This is a genomic window from Mycobacterium sp., from assembly GCF_049683935.1.
In the GTDB taxonomy this organism is placed as follows: domain Bacteria; phylum Actinomycetota; class Actinomycetes; order Mycobacteriales; family Mycobacteriaceae; genus Mycobacterium.
The window spans coordinates 1-14,707 of record NZ_JBAUJR010000214.1; the positions used below are offsets into that span (position 1 = coordinate 1).

Annotated in this window: 13 protein-coding genes and 2 pseudogenes; 7 read left to right on the forward strand and 8 right to left on the reverse strand. The window is 66.5% G+C overall.

The features are described 5' to 3' along the window. Window positions 1-45: 45 nt before the first annotated feature. The 6 genes and pseudogenes from WA965_RS12375 to WA965_RS12400 form a co-directional block, all read right to left on the reverse strand. A pseudogene (locus tag WA965_RS12375) lies at window positions 46-279 on the reverse strand (transglycosylase family protein); the annotation flags it as partial. A 1,101-nt stretch (window positions 280-1,380) separates the two neighbouring features. After that, the gene (mobA, locus tag WA965_RS12380; protein WP_526296008.1) at window positions 1,381-1,983 is read right to left on the reverse strand and encodes a molybdenum cofactor guanylyltransferase; all 603 of its coding nucleotides are present in this window, start codon (window positions 1,981-1,983) and stop codon (window positions 1,381-1,383) included. A 19-nt stretch (window positions 1,984-2,002) separates the two neighbouring features. Next, the gene (locus WA965_RS12385) at window positions 2,003-3,085 is read right to left on the reverse strand and encodes a thiamine pyrophosphate-dependent enzyme (RefSeq protein ID WP_526296006.1); all 1,083 of its coding nucleotides are present in this window, start codon (window positions 3,083-3,085) and stop codon (window positions 2,003-2,005) included. Then, entirely contained in the window at window positions 3,082-5,040 is a 1,959-nt protein-coding gene (locus WA965_RS12390) for a 2-oxoacid:acceptor oxidoreductase subunit alpha (RefSeq protein ID WP_526296004.1), read from the reverse strand. Before WA965_RS12390 ends, WA965_RS12385 begins: the two co-directional genes overlap by 4 nt. Before the next feature lie 320 nt (window positions 5,041-5,360). Then, a complete protein-coding gene (locus WA965_RS12395) occupies window positions 5,361-6,203 on the reverse strand; it encodes a PfkB family carbohydrate kinase (protein WP_526296014.1) in 843 nt (280 codons plus the stop codon). A 112-nt stretch (window positions 6,204-6,315) separates the two neighbouring features. Beyond that, the gene (locus WA965_RS12400) at window positions 6,316-7,320 is read right to left on the reverse strand and encodes a LacI family DNA-binding transcriptional regulator (protein WP_526296012.1); all 1,005 of its coding nucleotides are present in this window, start codon (window positions 7,318-7,320) and stop codon (window positions 6,316-6,318) included. Window positions 7,321-7,393: 73 nt separating this feature from the next. Here WA965_RS12400 and WA965_RS12405 point away from each other — a divergent pair, with 73 nt between their 5' ends. From WA965_RS12405 to WA965_RS12420, 4 genes are read left to right on the forward strand one after another with little or no spacing between them, the layout of a single operon-like run. Then, window positions 7,394-8,557 carry a phytanoyl-CoA dioxygenase family protein gene (locus WA965_RS12405; protein ID WP_526296002.1) on the forward strand — a complete coding sequence of 388 codons (1,164 nt, stop codon included), beginning with the start codon at window positions 7,394-7,396 and terminating at the stop codon, window positions 8,555-8,557. Next, on the forward strand, window positions 8,554-9,558 hold the full coding sequence (locus WA965_RS12410; RefSeq protein ID WP_526296000.1) for a Gfo/Idh/MocA family protein: 1,005 nt from the start codon (window positions 8,554-8,556) through the stop codon (window positions 9,556-9,558). Before WA965_RS12405 ends, WA965_RS12410 begins: the two co-directional genes overlap by 4 nt. Then, window positions 9,555-10,427 carry a sugar phosphate isomerase/epimerase family protein gene (locus WA965_RS12415; RefSeq protein ID WP_526447571.1) on the forward strand — a complete coding sequence of 291 codons (873 nt, stop codon included), beginning with the start codon at window positions 9,555-9,557 and terminating at the stop codon, window positions 10,425-10,427. The genes WA965_RS12410 and WA965_RS12415 overlap by 4 nt, the downstream gene beginning before the upstream one ends. Next, a complete protein-coding gene (locus WA965_RS12420; protein ID WP_526295996.1) occupies window positions 10,424-11,401 on the forward strand; it encodes a Gfo/Idh/MocA family protein in 978 nt (325 codons plus the stop codon). Before WA965_RS12415 ends, WA965_RS12420 begins: the two co-directional genes overlap by 4 nt. Here WA965_RS12420 and WA965_RS12425 read toward each other — a convergent pair. Then, a complete protein-coding gene (locus tag WA965_RS12425) occupies window positions 11,398-12,576 on the reverse strand; it encodes a LuxR C-terminal-related transcriptional regulator (RefSeq protein WP_526295994.1) in 1,179 nt (392 codons plus the stop codon). The genes WA965_RS12420 and WA965_RS12425 overlap by 4 nt on opposite strands. 136 nt (window positions 12,577-12,712) lie before the next feature. On the opposite strand from WA965_RS12425, the gene WA965_RS12430 reads away from it, so the two are divergent. From WA965_RS12430 to WA965_RS12440, 3 genes are read left to right on the forward strand one after another with little or no spacing between them, the layout of a single operon-like run. After that, on the forward strand, window positions 12,713-13,948 hold the full coding sequence (locus WA965_RS12430) for a cytochrome P450 (protein WP_526295992.1): 1,236 nt from the start codon (window positions 12,713-12,715) through the stop codon (window positions 13,946-13,948). Further along, entirely contained in the window at window positions 13,945-14,358 is a 414-nt protein-coding gene (locus tag WA965_RS12435; protein WP_526295990.1) for a nuclear transport factor 2 family protein, read from the forward strand. The genes WA965_RS12430 and WA965_RS12435 overlap by 4 nt, the downstream gene beginning before the upstream one ends. Next, complete coding sequence (locus tag WA965_RS12440; RefSeq protein ID WP_526295988.1) at window positions 14,355-14,549, forward strand: ferredoxin; 195 nt, start codon at window positions 14,355-14,357, stop codon at window positions 14,547-14,549. The genes WA965_RS12435 and WA965_RS12440 overlap by 4 nt, the downstream gene beginning before the upstream one ends. Here the strand turns inward: WA965_RS12440 and WA965_RS12445 are convergent. Then, window positions 14,550-14,707 (reverse strand): annotated as a pseudogene (locus WA965_RS12445) (MCE family protein); the annotation flags it as partial.

The following is a 14,707-nucleotide window of genomic DNA, read 5'->3' on the forward strand; positions in this document are numbered from 1 at the left end:
GCCGGCATCTGCCGGCACCGCCTCTGTCGGGTGCGTCTGGGTGTTCTAGCCGCGTCCACCGCAGGTCGGCCATGCGCCGATGCCCTGCGTCTGCAGCACGTTCTCCGCCACTCGGATCTGCTCCTCGCGACTGGCGTTGTGGGGCGACCCGTTGCCACCGTGGGACTGCCAGGTGCCCATCGCGAACTGCAGGCCGCCGTAGTAACCGTTACCGGTGTTGATCGACCAGTTGCCGCCTGACTCGCAGGCAGCCACGGCATCCCAGTTGACGCTGTCCGCGTGGGCGGTGCCGGTCGCCAGGACCATCGGCGCTACTGCGAGTGCTCCGGTGATGGAGGCCAAACCGAGCGTCTTCCGGATGTTCTTCAACTTCGATCCTTTCGCCAAGCGCACGCCAACGCAGCCCGCGCGGACACGCGAGCACTGCCTGAAGTCAGGCCGGATGGTTGGGTCGTCCCGTTTCGGTCGGACACGACAGGGGAGGCGGCAATACACCTCGCCGGGTTCTGCACCCGACGACCGCCGGAAGCCTCTTGGCCTCCCGCAGACCCCACGCACACAGGTTTCGTGGGTTTTGAATTATTTGCTCCGTTTGAAGCTGATTGGGACCGTACAAACCTGTTCGCGCGATGTCATATCGGTGGAGAACGTGTCGCGAACAGATCACGGAATGATCACGACCCGTCCGCGTCGCCGTCTACGCAGGTCAGCAGCGGGTTTGGTGCCGCCGCCGAAATCCCAGTCCGCGCCGGTGAACGTGAGCCAAATCACGGGTCCTTTGTGAGCTGGCACACCCCCAACGGAGTCGGCAATGCCGCACCGCGGCGAAATGACCAACCACACTGCGATTCTGGGCCGGTTCGGCGACCGGAGTCACTGGTTCCGGGAAAGTTCGCCTTCGCTGAGTCCGCCGCTTGGTCGACAGCTGCGATCGTCGTCAAAAGCTCTGCAGGAGAACGCTTCACGGCCTATTCCTGAGGCGTGCATCGCTGCGCCCCCGGTCCCGATCCCGCGGGCTCCCCAACGGGCAAGCGACCCACAGCCGTTGTTGGACAGAAGCTTTGGATCGGCATCCCACCCGGGCCAGTGACGGACCGGCTGTCCGACTTCCCCGAGGGATGCCCGTTCCGCCCGCGGCGGTCGATCGCCACCGCGCCTTTTCGGTACCCGAGGTGCGAAGAGTGGTCGAATTGTCCACTTTTCGAGATGGGCGCCCCTCAAAACCACTGGGCGTCACACTATCTCAGGAACGTAACGGGAGATATCCGGAAAGATCGTGTTCCGATACCGTGGTTTATCACGGAAAATATTCGCACAATTCGGTGCATCGAATTGTTTCGCTAGCTGCTCTAACTCAATATCAATTATTCATTGAGTTTGCTAGGTCAAACGTGGTGGTATGACGGCTGCGAGTTCGGCGGGGGTGTTGACGTTCGCCAACGCCGATTGCTCGGGCATCACGATCCGCTGGGTGTCGACGGTGTCCACCAGCGCGCGCATGCTTCGTGCACCGGCCTGCACGAGTTCGGCGATGGTGGTGTGCAGCGCGGTGCGGTAGATACCGGCGAGATAGTGGTCACGCCCGTCCCAGGGCAGGACGACGTCGGCGCCGAGCCGTTCGGCGGGTCCGGTCAGGGTCTCGATCAGCTCGATGGTCAGCGCTGGCATGTCCACAGCACAGACGAACGCGTGCTCGACCCCCGCCTCGGCCGCTGCCCGCAGCCCGCGGCCGGTTGCCAGCAGTGGTCCGACGCCCCGCACCTCGTCGCGCACGACGGTCGCCGGCAGATCGGGAAGGGCCTGACCGGGAGCAGCGATGACAAAAACGGGTGCACACCGGCCGACGACCGTCGACACCGTTCGTTCGACCAGCGTCGTCGGACCGTCTGGTGTGTCGATGACCACCGTGGCCTTGTCCCGGCCCATTCGCCGAGACGCGCCGCCCGCCAGCACCACAGCGGCCAACGGCAGGGACGGCGTCACACCGGTGACGTTAGCGCAATCAGGCGACGGTCCACGTGTCCTTGCCACGAAGCAGCGATTGCAACGCAGCCGTGTCGTGCGCCTTGGATTCACGCGCCGTGGCGAGCTGCTGACGAGCGGCGTCGTCGTAGGTGGGCCTGCTCACCTGGCGGAAGATGCCCATCACCATGTGGTCGAGGTTCTGCTCGGACAGCCGCGACAGCGCGAACGCATACGCCGGATCCTCGAGTTGGGCGTCATGGATGACGATCTCATCGGCCGACACGTCGGCGGTCTTGGCGACCTCGAGCCCGAATCCGGATTTGACCACGCAGTACTCGCCGTCGGCGCCGAATGTGATCGGCTCGCCGTGGCTGAGGTTGATCAGTCGCTCCTCGGCACCTTCCTTGCGGAGTGCGTCGAACGAACCGTCGTTGAAGATCGGGCAGTCCTGCATGATCTCCACGAGTGCGGCGCCGCGATGCGCGGCGGCTCCGCGCAACACCTCGCTCAAACCCTTGCGGTCGGAGTCCAGAGCGCGGCCGACGAAGGTCGCTTCGGAGCCCAGGGCCAACGACACCGGATTGAACGGGTAGTCCAGCGATCCCATCGGGGTGGACTTGGTGACCTTGCCGACCTCGGACGTGGGTGAATACTGCCCCTTGGTCAGGCCGTAGATCCGGTTGTTGAACAGCAGGATCGTCAGGTTGATGTTGCGTCGCAGCGCGTGGATCAGGTGGTTGCCGCCGATCGACAGGGCGTCGCCGTCACCGGTGACCACCCACACGGACAGGTCCTCACGCGCCAGCGCGAGGCCGGTCGCGATGGTCGGCGCGCGACCGTGAATGGAGTGGAAGCCGTAGGTCTCCAGGTAGTACGGGAACCGGCTCGAGCAGCCGATGCCGCTGACGAAGGCGATGTTCTCGCGACGCAGCCCCAACTCCGGCAGGAAGTTGCGGATGGTGTTGAGGATGACGTAGTCACCGCACCCCGGGCACCAACGGACCTCCTGGTCGCTGGTGAAGTCCTTCGACTTCTGCGGCTGGTCCGTCGTCGGAACCAGGCTGGTCTTGGTCAGCCCAGCCGGGCTCAGACCCAGATCGCTTCCTATCAGGTCAGTCATGCGCTCGCTCCCACAGCATTGTCGTCGATGGTGGCCGCGGCCAACCGGGCGAACTTGGCCTTCTCGAGTTCCTTCTCGCCCAGTGTTCCGTCCAGCGCGGAATCGATGATGCTCTCCACTTCGTCGGCCAGGAACGCCATGCCCTCCACCTTGGTCACCGACTGGATGTCCACGAGGAACTTCCCGCGCAGCAACAGAGCCAGCTGGCCGAGGTTCATCTCCGGCAGGACCACCGTGGAGTACTGCTTGAGTATCTCACCGAGATTAGCCGGGAACGGATTGAGATTGCGCAGCTGCGCGTGGGCGACATTGATGCCCTTGCGGCGCGCCCGCCGGCAGGCCTCGCCGATGGGGCCGTAACTGCTTCCCCAGCCGATCAGCAAAAGATCGGCCTCACCGCTGGGGTCGTCGACCTCGAGGTCGGGCACCGCGATGCCGGCCACCTTCTCCTGGCGCAAGCGGACCATCAGGTCGTGGTTCTTGGGCTCGTAGGAGATGTTGCCCGAGCCGTTGGCGGCTTCGAGCCCACCGATGCGGTGCTCGAGACCCGGGGTGCCCGGGATTGCGAACTGGCGGGCCAGGGTCTCGGGGTCGCGGGCATACGGCGCGAACGGTTCGCCGGACTTGGCGAAGGTGTGATTGATCGCCGGATAAGAGCTCACGTCGGGGATCTGCCACGGCTCGGAGCCGTTGGCGATGGCGCCGTCGGACAGGATGACCACCGGCGTGTGGTACTTGATCGCAATACGCGCGGCCTCGACGGCGACGTCGAAGCAGTCCGAGGGCGATCGTGGGGCAATCACCGCAACCGGAGATTCGCCGTTGCGTCCGAACAACACCTGCAGCAGGTCGGCCTGCTCGGTCTTGGTGGGCAGACCGGTCGACGGCCCGCCGCGCTGAACGTCGATGACGATGAGCGGCAACTCGGTCATCACGGCGAGACCGATCGCCTCCGACTTCAGCGAGATGCCGGGCCCCGATGTACTGGTGATGCCCAGCGAGCCGCCGTAGGACGCGCCGATCGCTGCGCCGATGCCGGCGATCTCGTCTTCGGCCTGGAAGGTCAACACGTTGAAGTGCTTGTACTTGGACAGCTCGTGGAGGATGTCCGATGCCGGCGTGATCGGGTAGGTGCCGAGGACCAGCTGGATGTCACCGAGATGCCCCGCGGCCACCAGTCCGTAGGACAGAGCGGTGTTACCGGAGATCTGCCGGTATTCACCGGTCTTGAGCTTCGCCGGCGCCACCTCGTAGGTGGTGGCGAACGCCTCGGTGGTCTCGCCGTAGTTCCACCCGGCCTTCAGCGCGAGCACGTTCGCCTCGGCGACATCGGGCTTGCGGGCGAACTTCTCCCGGATGAACACTTCGCTGTGCTCGAGCTCGCGGCCGTACATCCACGACAGCAGGCCCAGCGCGAACATGTTCTTGGCGCGCTGACCGTCTTTCTTGGTCGCGCCGATCGCTTCGACCGCACCGAGGGTCAGCGTCGTCATCGCGACCGCCTGTACGACGTAGTCGGAAAGCTCGTCGCCCTCCAGCGGGTTGGCCTCGTAGCCGACCTTCGCGAGGTTGCGCTTGGTGAATTCGTCGGAGTTGGCGATGATCAGGCCGCCGGGGGGCAGATCGGAGACGTTGGCCTTGAGCGCGGCGGGGTTCATTGCCACGAGAACGTCGGGCCGGTCGCCCGCGGTCAGGATGTCAAAATCGGCGATCTGGATCTGGAAGGACGAGACGCCAGGCAGCGTGCCCTGTGGCGCCCGGATCTCGGCGGGGTAATTCGGTTGCGTGGCAAGGTCATTGCCGAAAAGCGCGGCTTCGGTGGTGAACCGGTCACCCGTGAGCTGCATGCCGTCGCCGGAGTCACCGGCGAATCGGATGACAACCTTTTCGAGCTTCTGCCGCGGGGCGGATTCCGTCGCGGCGCTGTCGCCGTTGACTGTGCCGTTTTGACCCACGACCCTGCCTTTCAGATCTAGTCACGCCGCGCCGTTTCCGCTCGCAGTTCGGGGCTGCGAGAGCACGGCGCGCCATCGAACCGAGTTCCACCCAATGTTTCTGTCACTGGGAGTACCGATTATTGCACTTCTCTTAGGCTGACCTGACCGGGACGCTGCGGTTACCAGCAGGTAAAGAATGACCAAAAGGCAAGTTCAGGCGCGCGCAGCGCGGCTGCGTGCGACAAATTTGTGGTTTTCGTCACGTTTTGGAGAATGTCATTCTCTAAGACTCGGGTTACTCGTCAGTAGCTCTCAGCTAGCACCCGACGAGACCGCTGCTACCTCCCCGGAGCCAGGTCCGACAGCGGCTCCGGTCGGACCTGGCGTCGCTTCTCGAGTTCTCCGGCGACGAGCTCACTCGCCAGTTCGGCCGCCTGCCGTGGATCGGCGCCTGCCGCGCGTCCGGCCACGTAACAGGCCGTGAACATGTCGCCGGCACCGGTGGTCTGCACATCGAGCACGCGCCACGCGGCGGGGACGCGGGTGATGCCGGCCTCGGTGTAGATGTGGCAGCCCTCCGAGCCGTAGGTCACCACGATCTCCGGCACGCCGAGTCGCTCGGCCACTGCCGCGTCGAAGGGTCCGTCCGCGACGACGACCGCTTCGTCCTCCGCCAGCTTCAGCACATCGAGGTGGGTCAACAGGTCGGCCGGGAAGTGACGGTCCTCGACCAGTGGTCCCAGTCGATCGGCTCGAACCAGCCCCTGCCCGTCGTAGGCGATGTGGTGGCCGCGGGCGGACAGGTGGGCCAGCGTCTCCGCCGGGAAGTCGGTGCGCAGCAGCGGCGCCAGATGCACCCAGGTGGTCTGCGGATCGGCGGCCTCGACGTCGGCCGCACCCCAGGAGGGGCCGATCGCGTCCACTGACATGTGGCGATGGTCGACGTCGTCGTAGTCCAGGCGAAACGCACTCGTGGCGTTCGAGGGCAGAACACGGACGATGTCACCGAAGCGTTCGAGCAGCGGATCGAACAGTGCGTGGTCCTGCTCGGCGCCCATGGCCACGATCCGACCGGCACCTCCGGACGCTTCCAGCGCCACGCCGGCGAACGACGCGCAGCCGCCAGGGCTCCTGGGCGCACCGTTGATCACATCGATGGCCAGGTTGCCCAGCACGGTCACACCCTCGACGAACACTTGTGGCACCGATCGTTTCCTGGTCTACGTCGGCGCGTTTTCGACACCGTTGGGGCGAAATGGTATCCGGCATCGCCGGGTTTCGACGATTCACCGCTCAGACGGGCACGTTGAAAGGGGTGACGACCTGGATGGGAGCCGGCCGGGCGGGCTCCACCGGAAGCGCGCCGCGCTCCTGGAGGATCAGCCGCAACGCGAGCCGGGCGTCGGCACGAAGATCGTTGTGCAGCACCACCGAGATGCGCCCCTCCCGGAGCAGCCGCCGGTTGTCGGCGTCGAGGTCGTGGGCGACGAAGACTCTGCACGCACGACCCAGTTTCTCGAACGCGGCGACGGTGGCCACGTTCCCGCCGCCGACGGAGTAGACCGCCTCCACCGCGGGGTGGCGCTCCAGGGCGTCGAGCACCAGGCGCTCGTTGGTCGCGTCGAGCCCGTCGCTGCCACTGACCTCGACGACGGCGCGGCCCGAACTGCGCAGCGCCGACCGGAAACCGACCTCGCGCTCGCCCTCACCACGGAACACCGTGCGGCTGAGGGTGATCAGCACGTCCGACGGTGCCCGCCCCAGCCACTGGTCCACCAGATAGGCAGCCGTCACGCCGGCGCCGTGGTTGTCGATGCCGACATAGCCGCAGCGCGAGCTTGTCGGCACGTCGGTCGCGTACGTCACCACCGGGACGCCGGATTCGGTGAGGCGGTCGACCGCCTCCGCCACCTCGGGCTGGTCCTGCGCCTTGAGCACCACCCCGTGGCTGCCCCGGATCCGGCTCAGTGCCTCGACCATCTGTTCCGTGGAGCCGGACTCCCACAGATGGAATCGGGCCCGCAGCATCGCCGGGGCGAAGGCGGGCAGTTCGGCTTCGACCGCGGCGCGGAACGCGTCGGAGAACCGCTGCGGGGTCTGCATGACGATGTCGATGAGGTAGCGACGCCCGTTCAAGCGCAGTTGGGCGCGCTGTTTGTCCAGGTCGGCGATCGCCTGATTCACCTCGGCGACAGTGTTCTCCCGCACCCCGGGCCGGTGGTGCAGCACCCGGTCGACGGTCGCTTCGCTCAGACCCGCCTGCTGGGCGATCTCACGAACCTTGTAGCGGTGCGACATGCCGACGTCCTGAGGTGTTTTTGATGGATACATGCGGTTGATTGCGGCCTCGATCACAGCAAGACTAACTGCCATGGCCGCACCTGTGCACACCGCGTCGTCGCCGTGGATCGGCGAGTCCGACTGTGATCTCGACCAGTTCCGCGCCCAAGTGGAACGCGATACCGACGTCGCCGACTACCCCCTCGCCGAGGGGGTTCGCAGCAACGTTCTTGTCTACTCCGCGCAGTCCGCGGCCCGTGCGGACCGGCGCACGCTGCAGTCCGAACTGATCCACGCGCTCGCCGAAGGTCCCGGTGTGGTCGTCCTCACCGAAGCGTTCGACCCTGACGTCGTCGACCGTGCCAGCGCAGCGTTCTTCGCGATCATCGAGGCGCAACGCGCAGCCGGGTCGGCGGCCGGTGATCACTTCGGCACGCCCGGCGCCAACGACCGGATCTGGAACGCCGCCCAGAAACTGGCTCTGCACGACCCGCAGGTGTTCGCCGACTACTACGCCAACGACACGCTCGCCGTGGTCTGCCAGGCCTGGCTCGGCCCGCGCTACCAGGTGACCTCACAGGTCAACGTCGTCAATCCCGGTGGCAAAGCACAGGTTCCGCATCGCGACTATCACCTCGGCTTCGTCCCCGACGAGCATCTCGCCTCCTACCCCGCGCATCTTCACCGGACATCGCCGGTGCTGACGCTTCAAGGTGCCGTGGCCCACTGCGACATGCCGACCGAGACCGGCCCGACGATGCTGCTGCCCCACTCCCAGCGTTTCGCCGGCGGCTACGTCGCCTTCAACCGTCCCGAGTTCGTCGACTACTTCGCCGACCACCACGTCCAGTTGCCGTTGAGCAAGGGTGACGCGGTGTTCTTCAACCCGGCGCTCTATCACGGTGCGGGTTCCAACGTCTCCGCCGACATCCGCCGTATCGCGAACCTGATGCAGATCTCGTCGCCGTTCGGGCGGGCGATGGAGGCGCTGGACCGCACGGCGATGGTCCGGGCCGTCTACCCGGCGCTGCGCGCCATGGCGGCGGCCGGCAGGCCGCGCCGTGACCTGGAGAACGTGGTGGTCGCCACCGCCGAGGGGTACGCATTCCCCACCAACCTGGACAGCGATCAGCCGATCGGCAGCCTGGTACCGCCCAGTCAGGTCGACATCGTGCTCGACGCACTGGCCAACGGCCTCACCGCTGAAGACCTCGACATCGCACTTCGCGATCAGAACGAACGGAGAAACCCATGACCACTCTCGGCCTCATCGGGCTCGGGCGGATCGGTGCCTTCCACACCGAGACCCTGAGCAACATGCCGGAACTGTCCGGCCTGGTGATCACCGACGAACGCACCGACATCGTCGAGGAGGTGGCGGCGAAATACGGTGCCACACCTGTGGACTCGGTGGAGAAGCTGCTGTCCTCGGGCGTCGACGGGGTGGTGGTCGCGGCGGCGACCCCGGCGCACGCCGAGCTGACGCTGGCCGCTGTCGAGCGTGGCCTGCCCACGTTCTGCGAGAAGCCGATCGCTGCGAGCGCCGCCGAGAGCGCGAGGGTCGCCGAGGCCATCGCCCGTTCGGGCGTCCCGGTTCAGGTCGGCTATCAGCGCCGGTTCGACGCGGCGTTCACCGCCGTCAAGCGCGCCGTCGACGACGGCTCGCTGGGTGCGCTGCACACCGTCCGCAGCACCACGATGGACCCCGCTCCCCCACCGATGGACTACATCAAGGGCTCCGGAGGCATCTTCCGCGACTGCGCCGTTCACGATTTCGACGCATTGTGCTGGGTCACCGGACAGAAGGCCGTCGAGGTGTACGCCACCGGCAGTGTGCAGGGCGATCCGTTGTTCACCGAGTACGGCGATGTCGACACCGCAGCCATCGTGGTGCGCTTCGACGGCGGTGCGCTCGGGGTCGTGTCCGCCGCGCGCTACAACGGCCGCGGGTACGACTGCCGCCTGGAGGCGCACGGGTTCGACGACACCGTCGTGGCCGGCTGGGATCAGGGCGTTCCGGTGCGCAACGGCGACCCGGCGAACGACTTTCCCACCGGCACGCCCCACCACTTCTTCATGGACCGGTTCACCGAGGCGTTCCGCACCGAGCTGCGATCATTCGTGAAAGTGGTTGAGGGCGGACCGATTCAAGGCGCCACCGTCGCCGATGCGGTCCAGGTCGCATGGATTGCGGAGGCTGCCACGGAATCATTGCGCCGGGGTGTCCCGGTGCGCATCGAGGAGGTAAAAAAGTGAAGTTCGCAGGTGCACCGATCTCGTGGGGCGTGTGCGAGGTGCCGGGCTGGGGCCATCAGTTGCCGCCGGAACTGGTACTCGCCGAGATGCGCGACGTCAGCCTGTCCGCCACCGAAACCGGCCCGCAGGGATTCCTGCCGTCGGAGCCCGAAGAGATGACCGCACTGCTGGAGTCCTACGGGTTGAGCTGCGTCGGATCGTTCGTGCCGACGGTCCTGCACGACGCCGCGCACGATCCGGCCACCGACATCGCAGGGCCACTGGACGCACTGGTGGCGTGCCGCGCCGACGTCCTGGTACTCGCCGCAGCGACCGGTTCGGACGGATACGACTCACGCCCGACGCTCGACGACGCCCAGTGGTCGACCCTGCTGGGTAACCTGGACCGGCTCTCCGAGATCGCCGCCGAGCGCGGCATTCTCGCTGTGCTGCACCCACATGTCGGCACGATGGTGGAGAACCACACCGAGGTGAAGCGGGTGCTGGACGGCTCGTCGATCCAACTGTGCCTGGACACCGGGCATCTGCTGATCGGCGGAACCGACCCGGTCCAGTTGGCGCGAGATGTGCCGAGCAGGATCGCCCACGCCCACCTCAAGGATGTCGACGCCGCGATGGCCGCGCGGGTGCAGGCCGGCGAGATGACGTACACCGAAGCCGTTCGGGCGGGCATCTACACACCGCTGGGCAGCGGTGATGTGGACATCGCCGGCCTGGTGACGGCATTGCGCACCAACGGCTACGACGGCTGGTTCGTCATGGAACAGGACACCATCCTCGACGGTGCACCCACAGACGAGGGTCCCATCCGCGATGTCCGCGCCAGTGTGGCGTTCCTGCAGGACGTGTGCCGCACGGTAGGAGTGTGAGCGAGCGCCTGCGGATCGGGGTGCTCGGCGCGTCCCGCATCGCGGAGTCCGCGATCGTCGTCCCCGCCCGGGAGCTGGGCCACCGACTGGTTGCGGTGGCGGCACGTGACCCGAAGCGCGCCACCGCGTTCGCCGAGAAGTACGGCGTGGAACGAGTGCTCTCGTCCTATCAGGACGTGGTGAGCGACCCGGAAGTCGACGTCGTCTACAACCCGTTGGCCAACTCGCTGCACGCGCCCTGGAACCTGGCAGCGGTGGCGGCGGGCAAGCCGGTGTTGACCGAGAAGCCGTTCGCCCGTGACCGCGACGAGGCGCAGCGCGTCGCAGACGCGGCCGATTCCGCCGGTGTAACGGTGATGGAGGGATTTCACTATCTCTTCCATCCCGTCAACCGTCGTGTTCTCGAGTTGGCCGGCGACGGCACCTTGGGCGAGCTCAGGCGCATCGAAGTCCGGATGGGTATGCCCGCACCACAACCCGACGATCCGCGGTGGTCACTGGAGCTTGCCGGCGGCGCCCTGATGGATCTCGGATGTTACGGACTGCATCTCCTGCGCCGGTTCGGGACGCCGACCATCGTGCGGGCGACAGCAGGGCACCGCGACCCAGCTGATGTCGATGTCGATGCCTGGTGCGACGTCGAGGTCGAGTTCGACTCCGGCGTGACGGGGTTGTCCACCAACTCGATGGTCGCCGGCGAGCACTCCTTCACCCTGAAGGTCATCGGCACCCGCGGAGATGCGTTGGCGCACAACTTCATCAAACCGGCGGAGGACGACAGGATCACCATCCGCACGGACGCCGGAACGGCGGTCGAACACCTCGGTCGACGCGCGAGCTACACCTATCAGCTCGAAGCGTTCGCCGCCCATGTCCTGCACGGCGCACCGCTGCCGCTGACCAATGCCGATGCGGTCGCGAACATGGCCCTCATCGACGATGCCTACCGCGCAGCGGGAATGAGTCCGCGCTAACTCTTGGCCGGGACACTGGCCAGTCGCACATAGGCCGACGCGGCCTCCGCCCGGTTGGTGGCGTTCAGCTTCCGTAGGACTCGCTTGACATGGGATTTCACCGTGCCCGCGGAGATCACGAGTTCGTCGGCGATCTGTTGATTGGTGCGGCCGGCGGCCATCAGCCGGAGCACTTCGACCTCGCGGCGCGTCAGAATCGACAGCACGCGGGTCTGGACCTCCGCCAGGGACTGAGCGGCCGGACTGCGCTCGACCGGCTCGATCTTGCGTAGATCCAGATCGGCGTCCTGCAGCGCACGCACGGCTTCATCGGCGAAGTTCAACGCGCGCCGGACCTCGGCGTGCTGGCGGCGGGTCCTCTCCAGCAGGACCGTGCGCTCGTAGGCGTAGCCGAAGCCTTCTGCGAACGCCCACACCGTGTCCCGGTCGATCTCGTCGACCAGGCGGCCCGAGTAGAGGCGGTCGGCGTGCAGGAACCCGATCACCTTTCCCGTCGGCATCACGGGGGCGGCCACATAGGAGTGCGTCATCGAGAAGTCGACGATGGGACGGTTCACGCGCGGGTCGTTGCGGGCATCACGCACGATCGCGGGGGCGTGCCGGCGGATCATCTCCGTCTCGAGCAGCATGTGGTTCAGCGGCGGCGCCACCGACTGCGCGAAAGCCACCATCTTCTCCGCACCGTCACTGTCCTCTCCGAAGTACGCCGACTCCATCATCATCCGGCCTTCGTGCACGCGGAACAGCACGGCGCGGTCGAAGCCGCACGACTCGACCAGTTCGCGCGGCGCGCGGTCGACGATCGTCGCCACGTCGTCGACGACCCGCAGCTTGCTGAGCGCCTCCTGAACCTGCAGGAGCGCGAACGTGCGCCGGCGGGCACCGTCCTCGATCAGTTCGCGCTCCAGCGAGGCCAGGTCGAGCACCGCCTCGAGCGCGTTGAGCGCGTGCTCGTCGCCCAGTTCCTCGAGCGCATTACGCACCACGGTCGCCTTCGCGTCGACCGCCTCTGCCACCACCGTGCGCGGATCGTCGATCGGGCCGACGTCCGAGCTCTCGAACGTCTCGCGGTAGCGGCGGGCCGCGTGGGATTCGGTCACTTCGCGCGATGCCCAACCGGGGTGATCCCCCTCGGCCAGATCGGCTATGGAGGGAGTCTCGGAGATGGCGTTCACCCCATCGACTGTCCTCCGACCGGCGTGCGGTTGCGGTGGGTTTGGGCGACAAGATCACAATTGGCCTCGTACGGGGGCATGAGTCCTCTCCTACGGGGGATCGTTTTGCCGCCTGTGCTGACAGAGGCTGAAGACCATGTCATCCACCACTGTCTTGGCTCTGGATCTGCTGACCACCGCGCAGGGCATCGCCAACCCGTACCCGCTGTACGAGCAACTGCGGCCGCTGTCACCTGTGGCGGGCTATCGCGATTGGCCGCCGGGAACGGTGCCCGGCGCCGATGAGGCCGTCACCGCGTGGGCGCTGTTCCGATACGACCAGATCTTCGAGGCCGCCCGGGACACCGCGACGTTCTCCTCACGCGATCCGCTTCAGGAGGCCTCCTCGGCGCCGAGCCTCATGCTCGTCAACACCGACCCGCCGAAACACGAGGTGGAGCGGAAGCTGGTGAGCCAGGCGTTCTCGCCGCGACGGGTCAAGCGGCTCGAGGGCTGGCTCGGCGAGTTGGTACCCCGGCTACTCGACGAACTGGGTGACGGTGACGTCGAGGTGATGGAGTTCGCCGCCGAGATACCCACCCGCGCGATGGTGCGTCTGCTCGGACTGCCCGACGGTGACCACGTGCGGTTCAAGCAGTGGGCGAACGCATTCATGCTCTCGTCGTCGCTGACACCGGAAGAACGCATGGCCAGCAACGAGGAAATGGTGATGACGTTCGCGACCCGGCTTGCCGAGCACACCGCCCAGTTGGCCGAACGCCCGCCGACCGGCGGCGTCGACGATGCCCAGGATCTCATTTCGGCGCTGCTGCGCGCGGAGATCGACGGCCAGCGTCTCACCCCCGAGGAAATCGTCCGGTTCTGCGTCACGCTGGTGGTCGCGGGCAGCGAGACCACGACGTTCCTGATCGGCAACCTGCTGCAGGCGATGGCCCGCCAACCTGAGATCACCGCGCGGTTGCGCGCCGACCGAACGTTGGTGAACGTGTTCGTCGAGGAAGCGATGCGGGTGGACGGCCCGCCGCAGCGGCTGTTTCGCATCGCCACCCGCGACGTCGAGGTCGGCGGCAAGTTGATCCGCAAGGGCGAGTGGGTGGCGCTGTTCTTCGGTTCCGCCAATCGTGACCCCCAGGTGTTCGCCGACCCCGATGTGCTCGACATCGACCGGCCCAACATCCGCCAGCAGCTGTCGATGGGGCACGGCCTGCACTTCTGCCTCGGCGCCTCCCTCGCGCGCCTGGAAGTCGTGGCCGTGGTCAACGCGGTCCTCGACCGGTATCAGACGATCACGCTGACCGACGATCCCGGCACCAAGCAGACGGCCAGCCTGCTGACCCACGCGTTCGTCCGTCTCCCCCTGCACCTGTCATGACCGCGTCGGTCACTGAGTCGCGCAATATCGAAGCGACGAAGGCGATTTACGCCGCGGTGCCGGCCGGTGATCTTCAGGCCGCGCTCGATCTGATGGACCCCGACGTGCGCATCACCTATTACGGCGTCGACGCGATCCCCTACGCGGGTGACTACCGCGGCATCAACGAAGCCGTGGCGTTCTTCACGAAGGTGGGTGAAACGATCGCCATCACCGAGATGGAGGCGTGGAAGTTCATCGCCCAGGGTGACGACCTGGCGGCCTGGGGCCGCCAGCGGTTCCGCCGACTCGCCACGGGTTTCGAATGGGAATCGGAGTTCGCACACATCATCACGCTGCGCGACGGTCGCTGGCTGCACTTCCGGGACTTCATGAACTCCGCGCTCACGCTGCAGGCGTTCACCCGTTGAGGATCGTCGGCGATCGAGAGATCTGCATGGCCGCAGGCGTTTGTGTGATGACCGCCGATGTGGTCTTCGATCAGGACGAGGACGGCATCGTGGTGCTCCTCGCCGAGCAGGTGCCGCATCAGAGTGAGAACATCGCCCGCAATGCGGTGCGGATGTGCCCGTCCGGTGCGCTTTCGATAGTCGCTGACTGATCAGCTCCCCGGCGGCAGCAGCATCGTCTGCCATGTCTGGTTCCCTGCAGTGCCGGGGACCAGGTCCGCCTGGATGTAGGGGCGACCGTCGGGCCCGATGTAACCGCCGGTCGCCGGGTCGTACGCGGCGGCAGGCAGCGCAGGCCCCGGCCCGGTTC

Coding starts and splice junctions, on each gene's coding strand:
- WA965_RS12430 (WP_526295992.1), top strand. CDS start 12,713: ATGTCATCCACCACTGTCTTGGCTCTGGATCTGCTGACCACCGCGCAG.
- WA965_RS12385 (WP_526296006.1), bottom strand. CDS start 3,085: ATGACTGACCTGATAGGAAGCGATCTGGGTCTGAGCCCGGCTGGGCTG.
- WA965_RS12435 (WP_526295990.1), top strand. CDS start 13,945: ATGACCGCGTCGGTCACTGAGTCGCGCAATATCGAAGCGACGAAGGCG.
- WA965_RS12405 (WP_526296002.1), top strand. CDS start 7,394: ATGGCCGCACCTGTGCACACCGCGTCGTCGCCGTGGATCGGCGAGTCC.
- WA965_RS12400 (WP_526296012.1), bottom strand. CDS start 7,320: ATGTCGCACCGCTACAAGGTTCGTGAGATCGCCCAGCAGGCGGGTCTG.
- WA965_RS12410 (WP_526296000.1), top strand. CDS start 8,554: ATGACCACTCTCGGCCTCATCGGGCTCGGGCGGATCGGTGCCTTCCAC.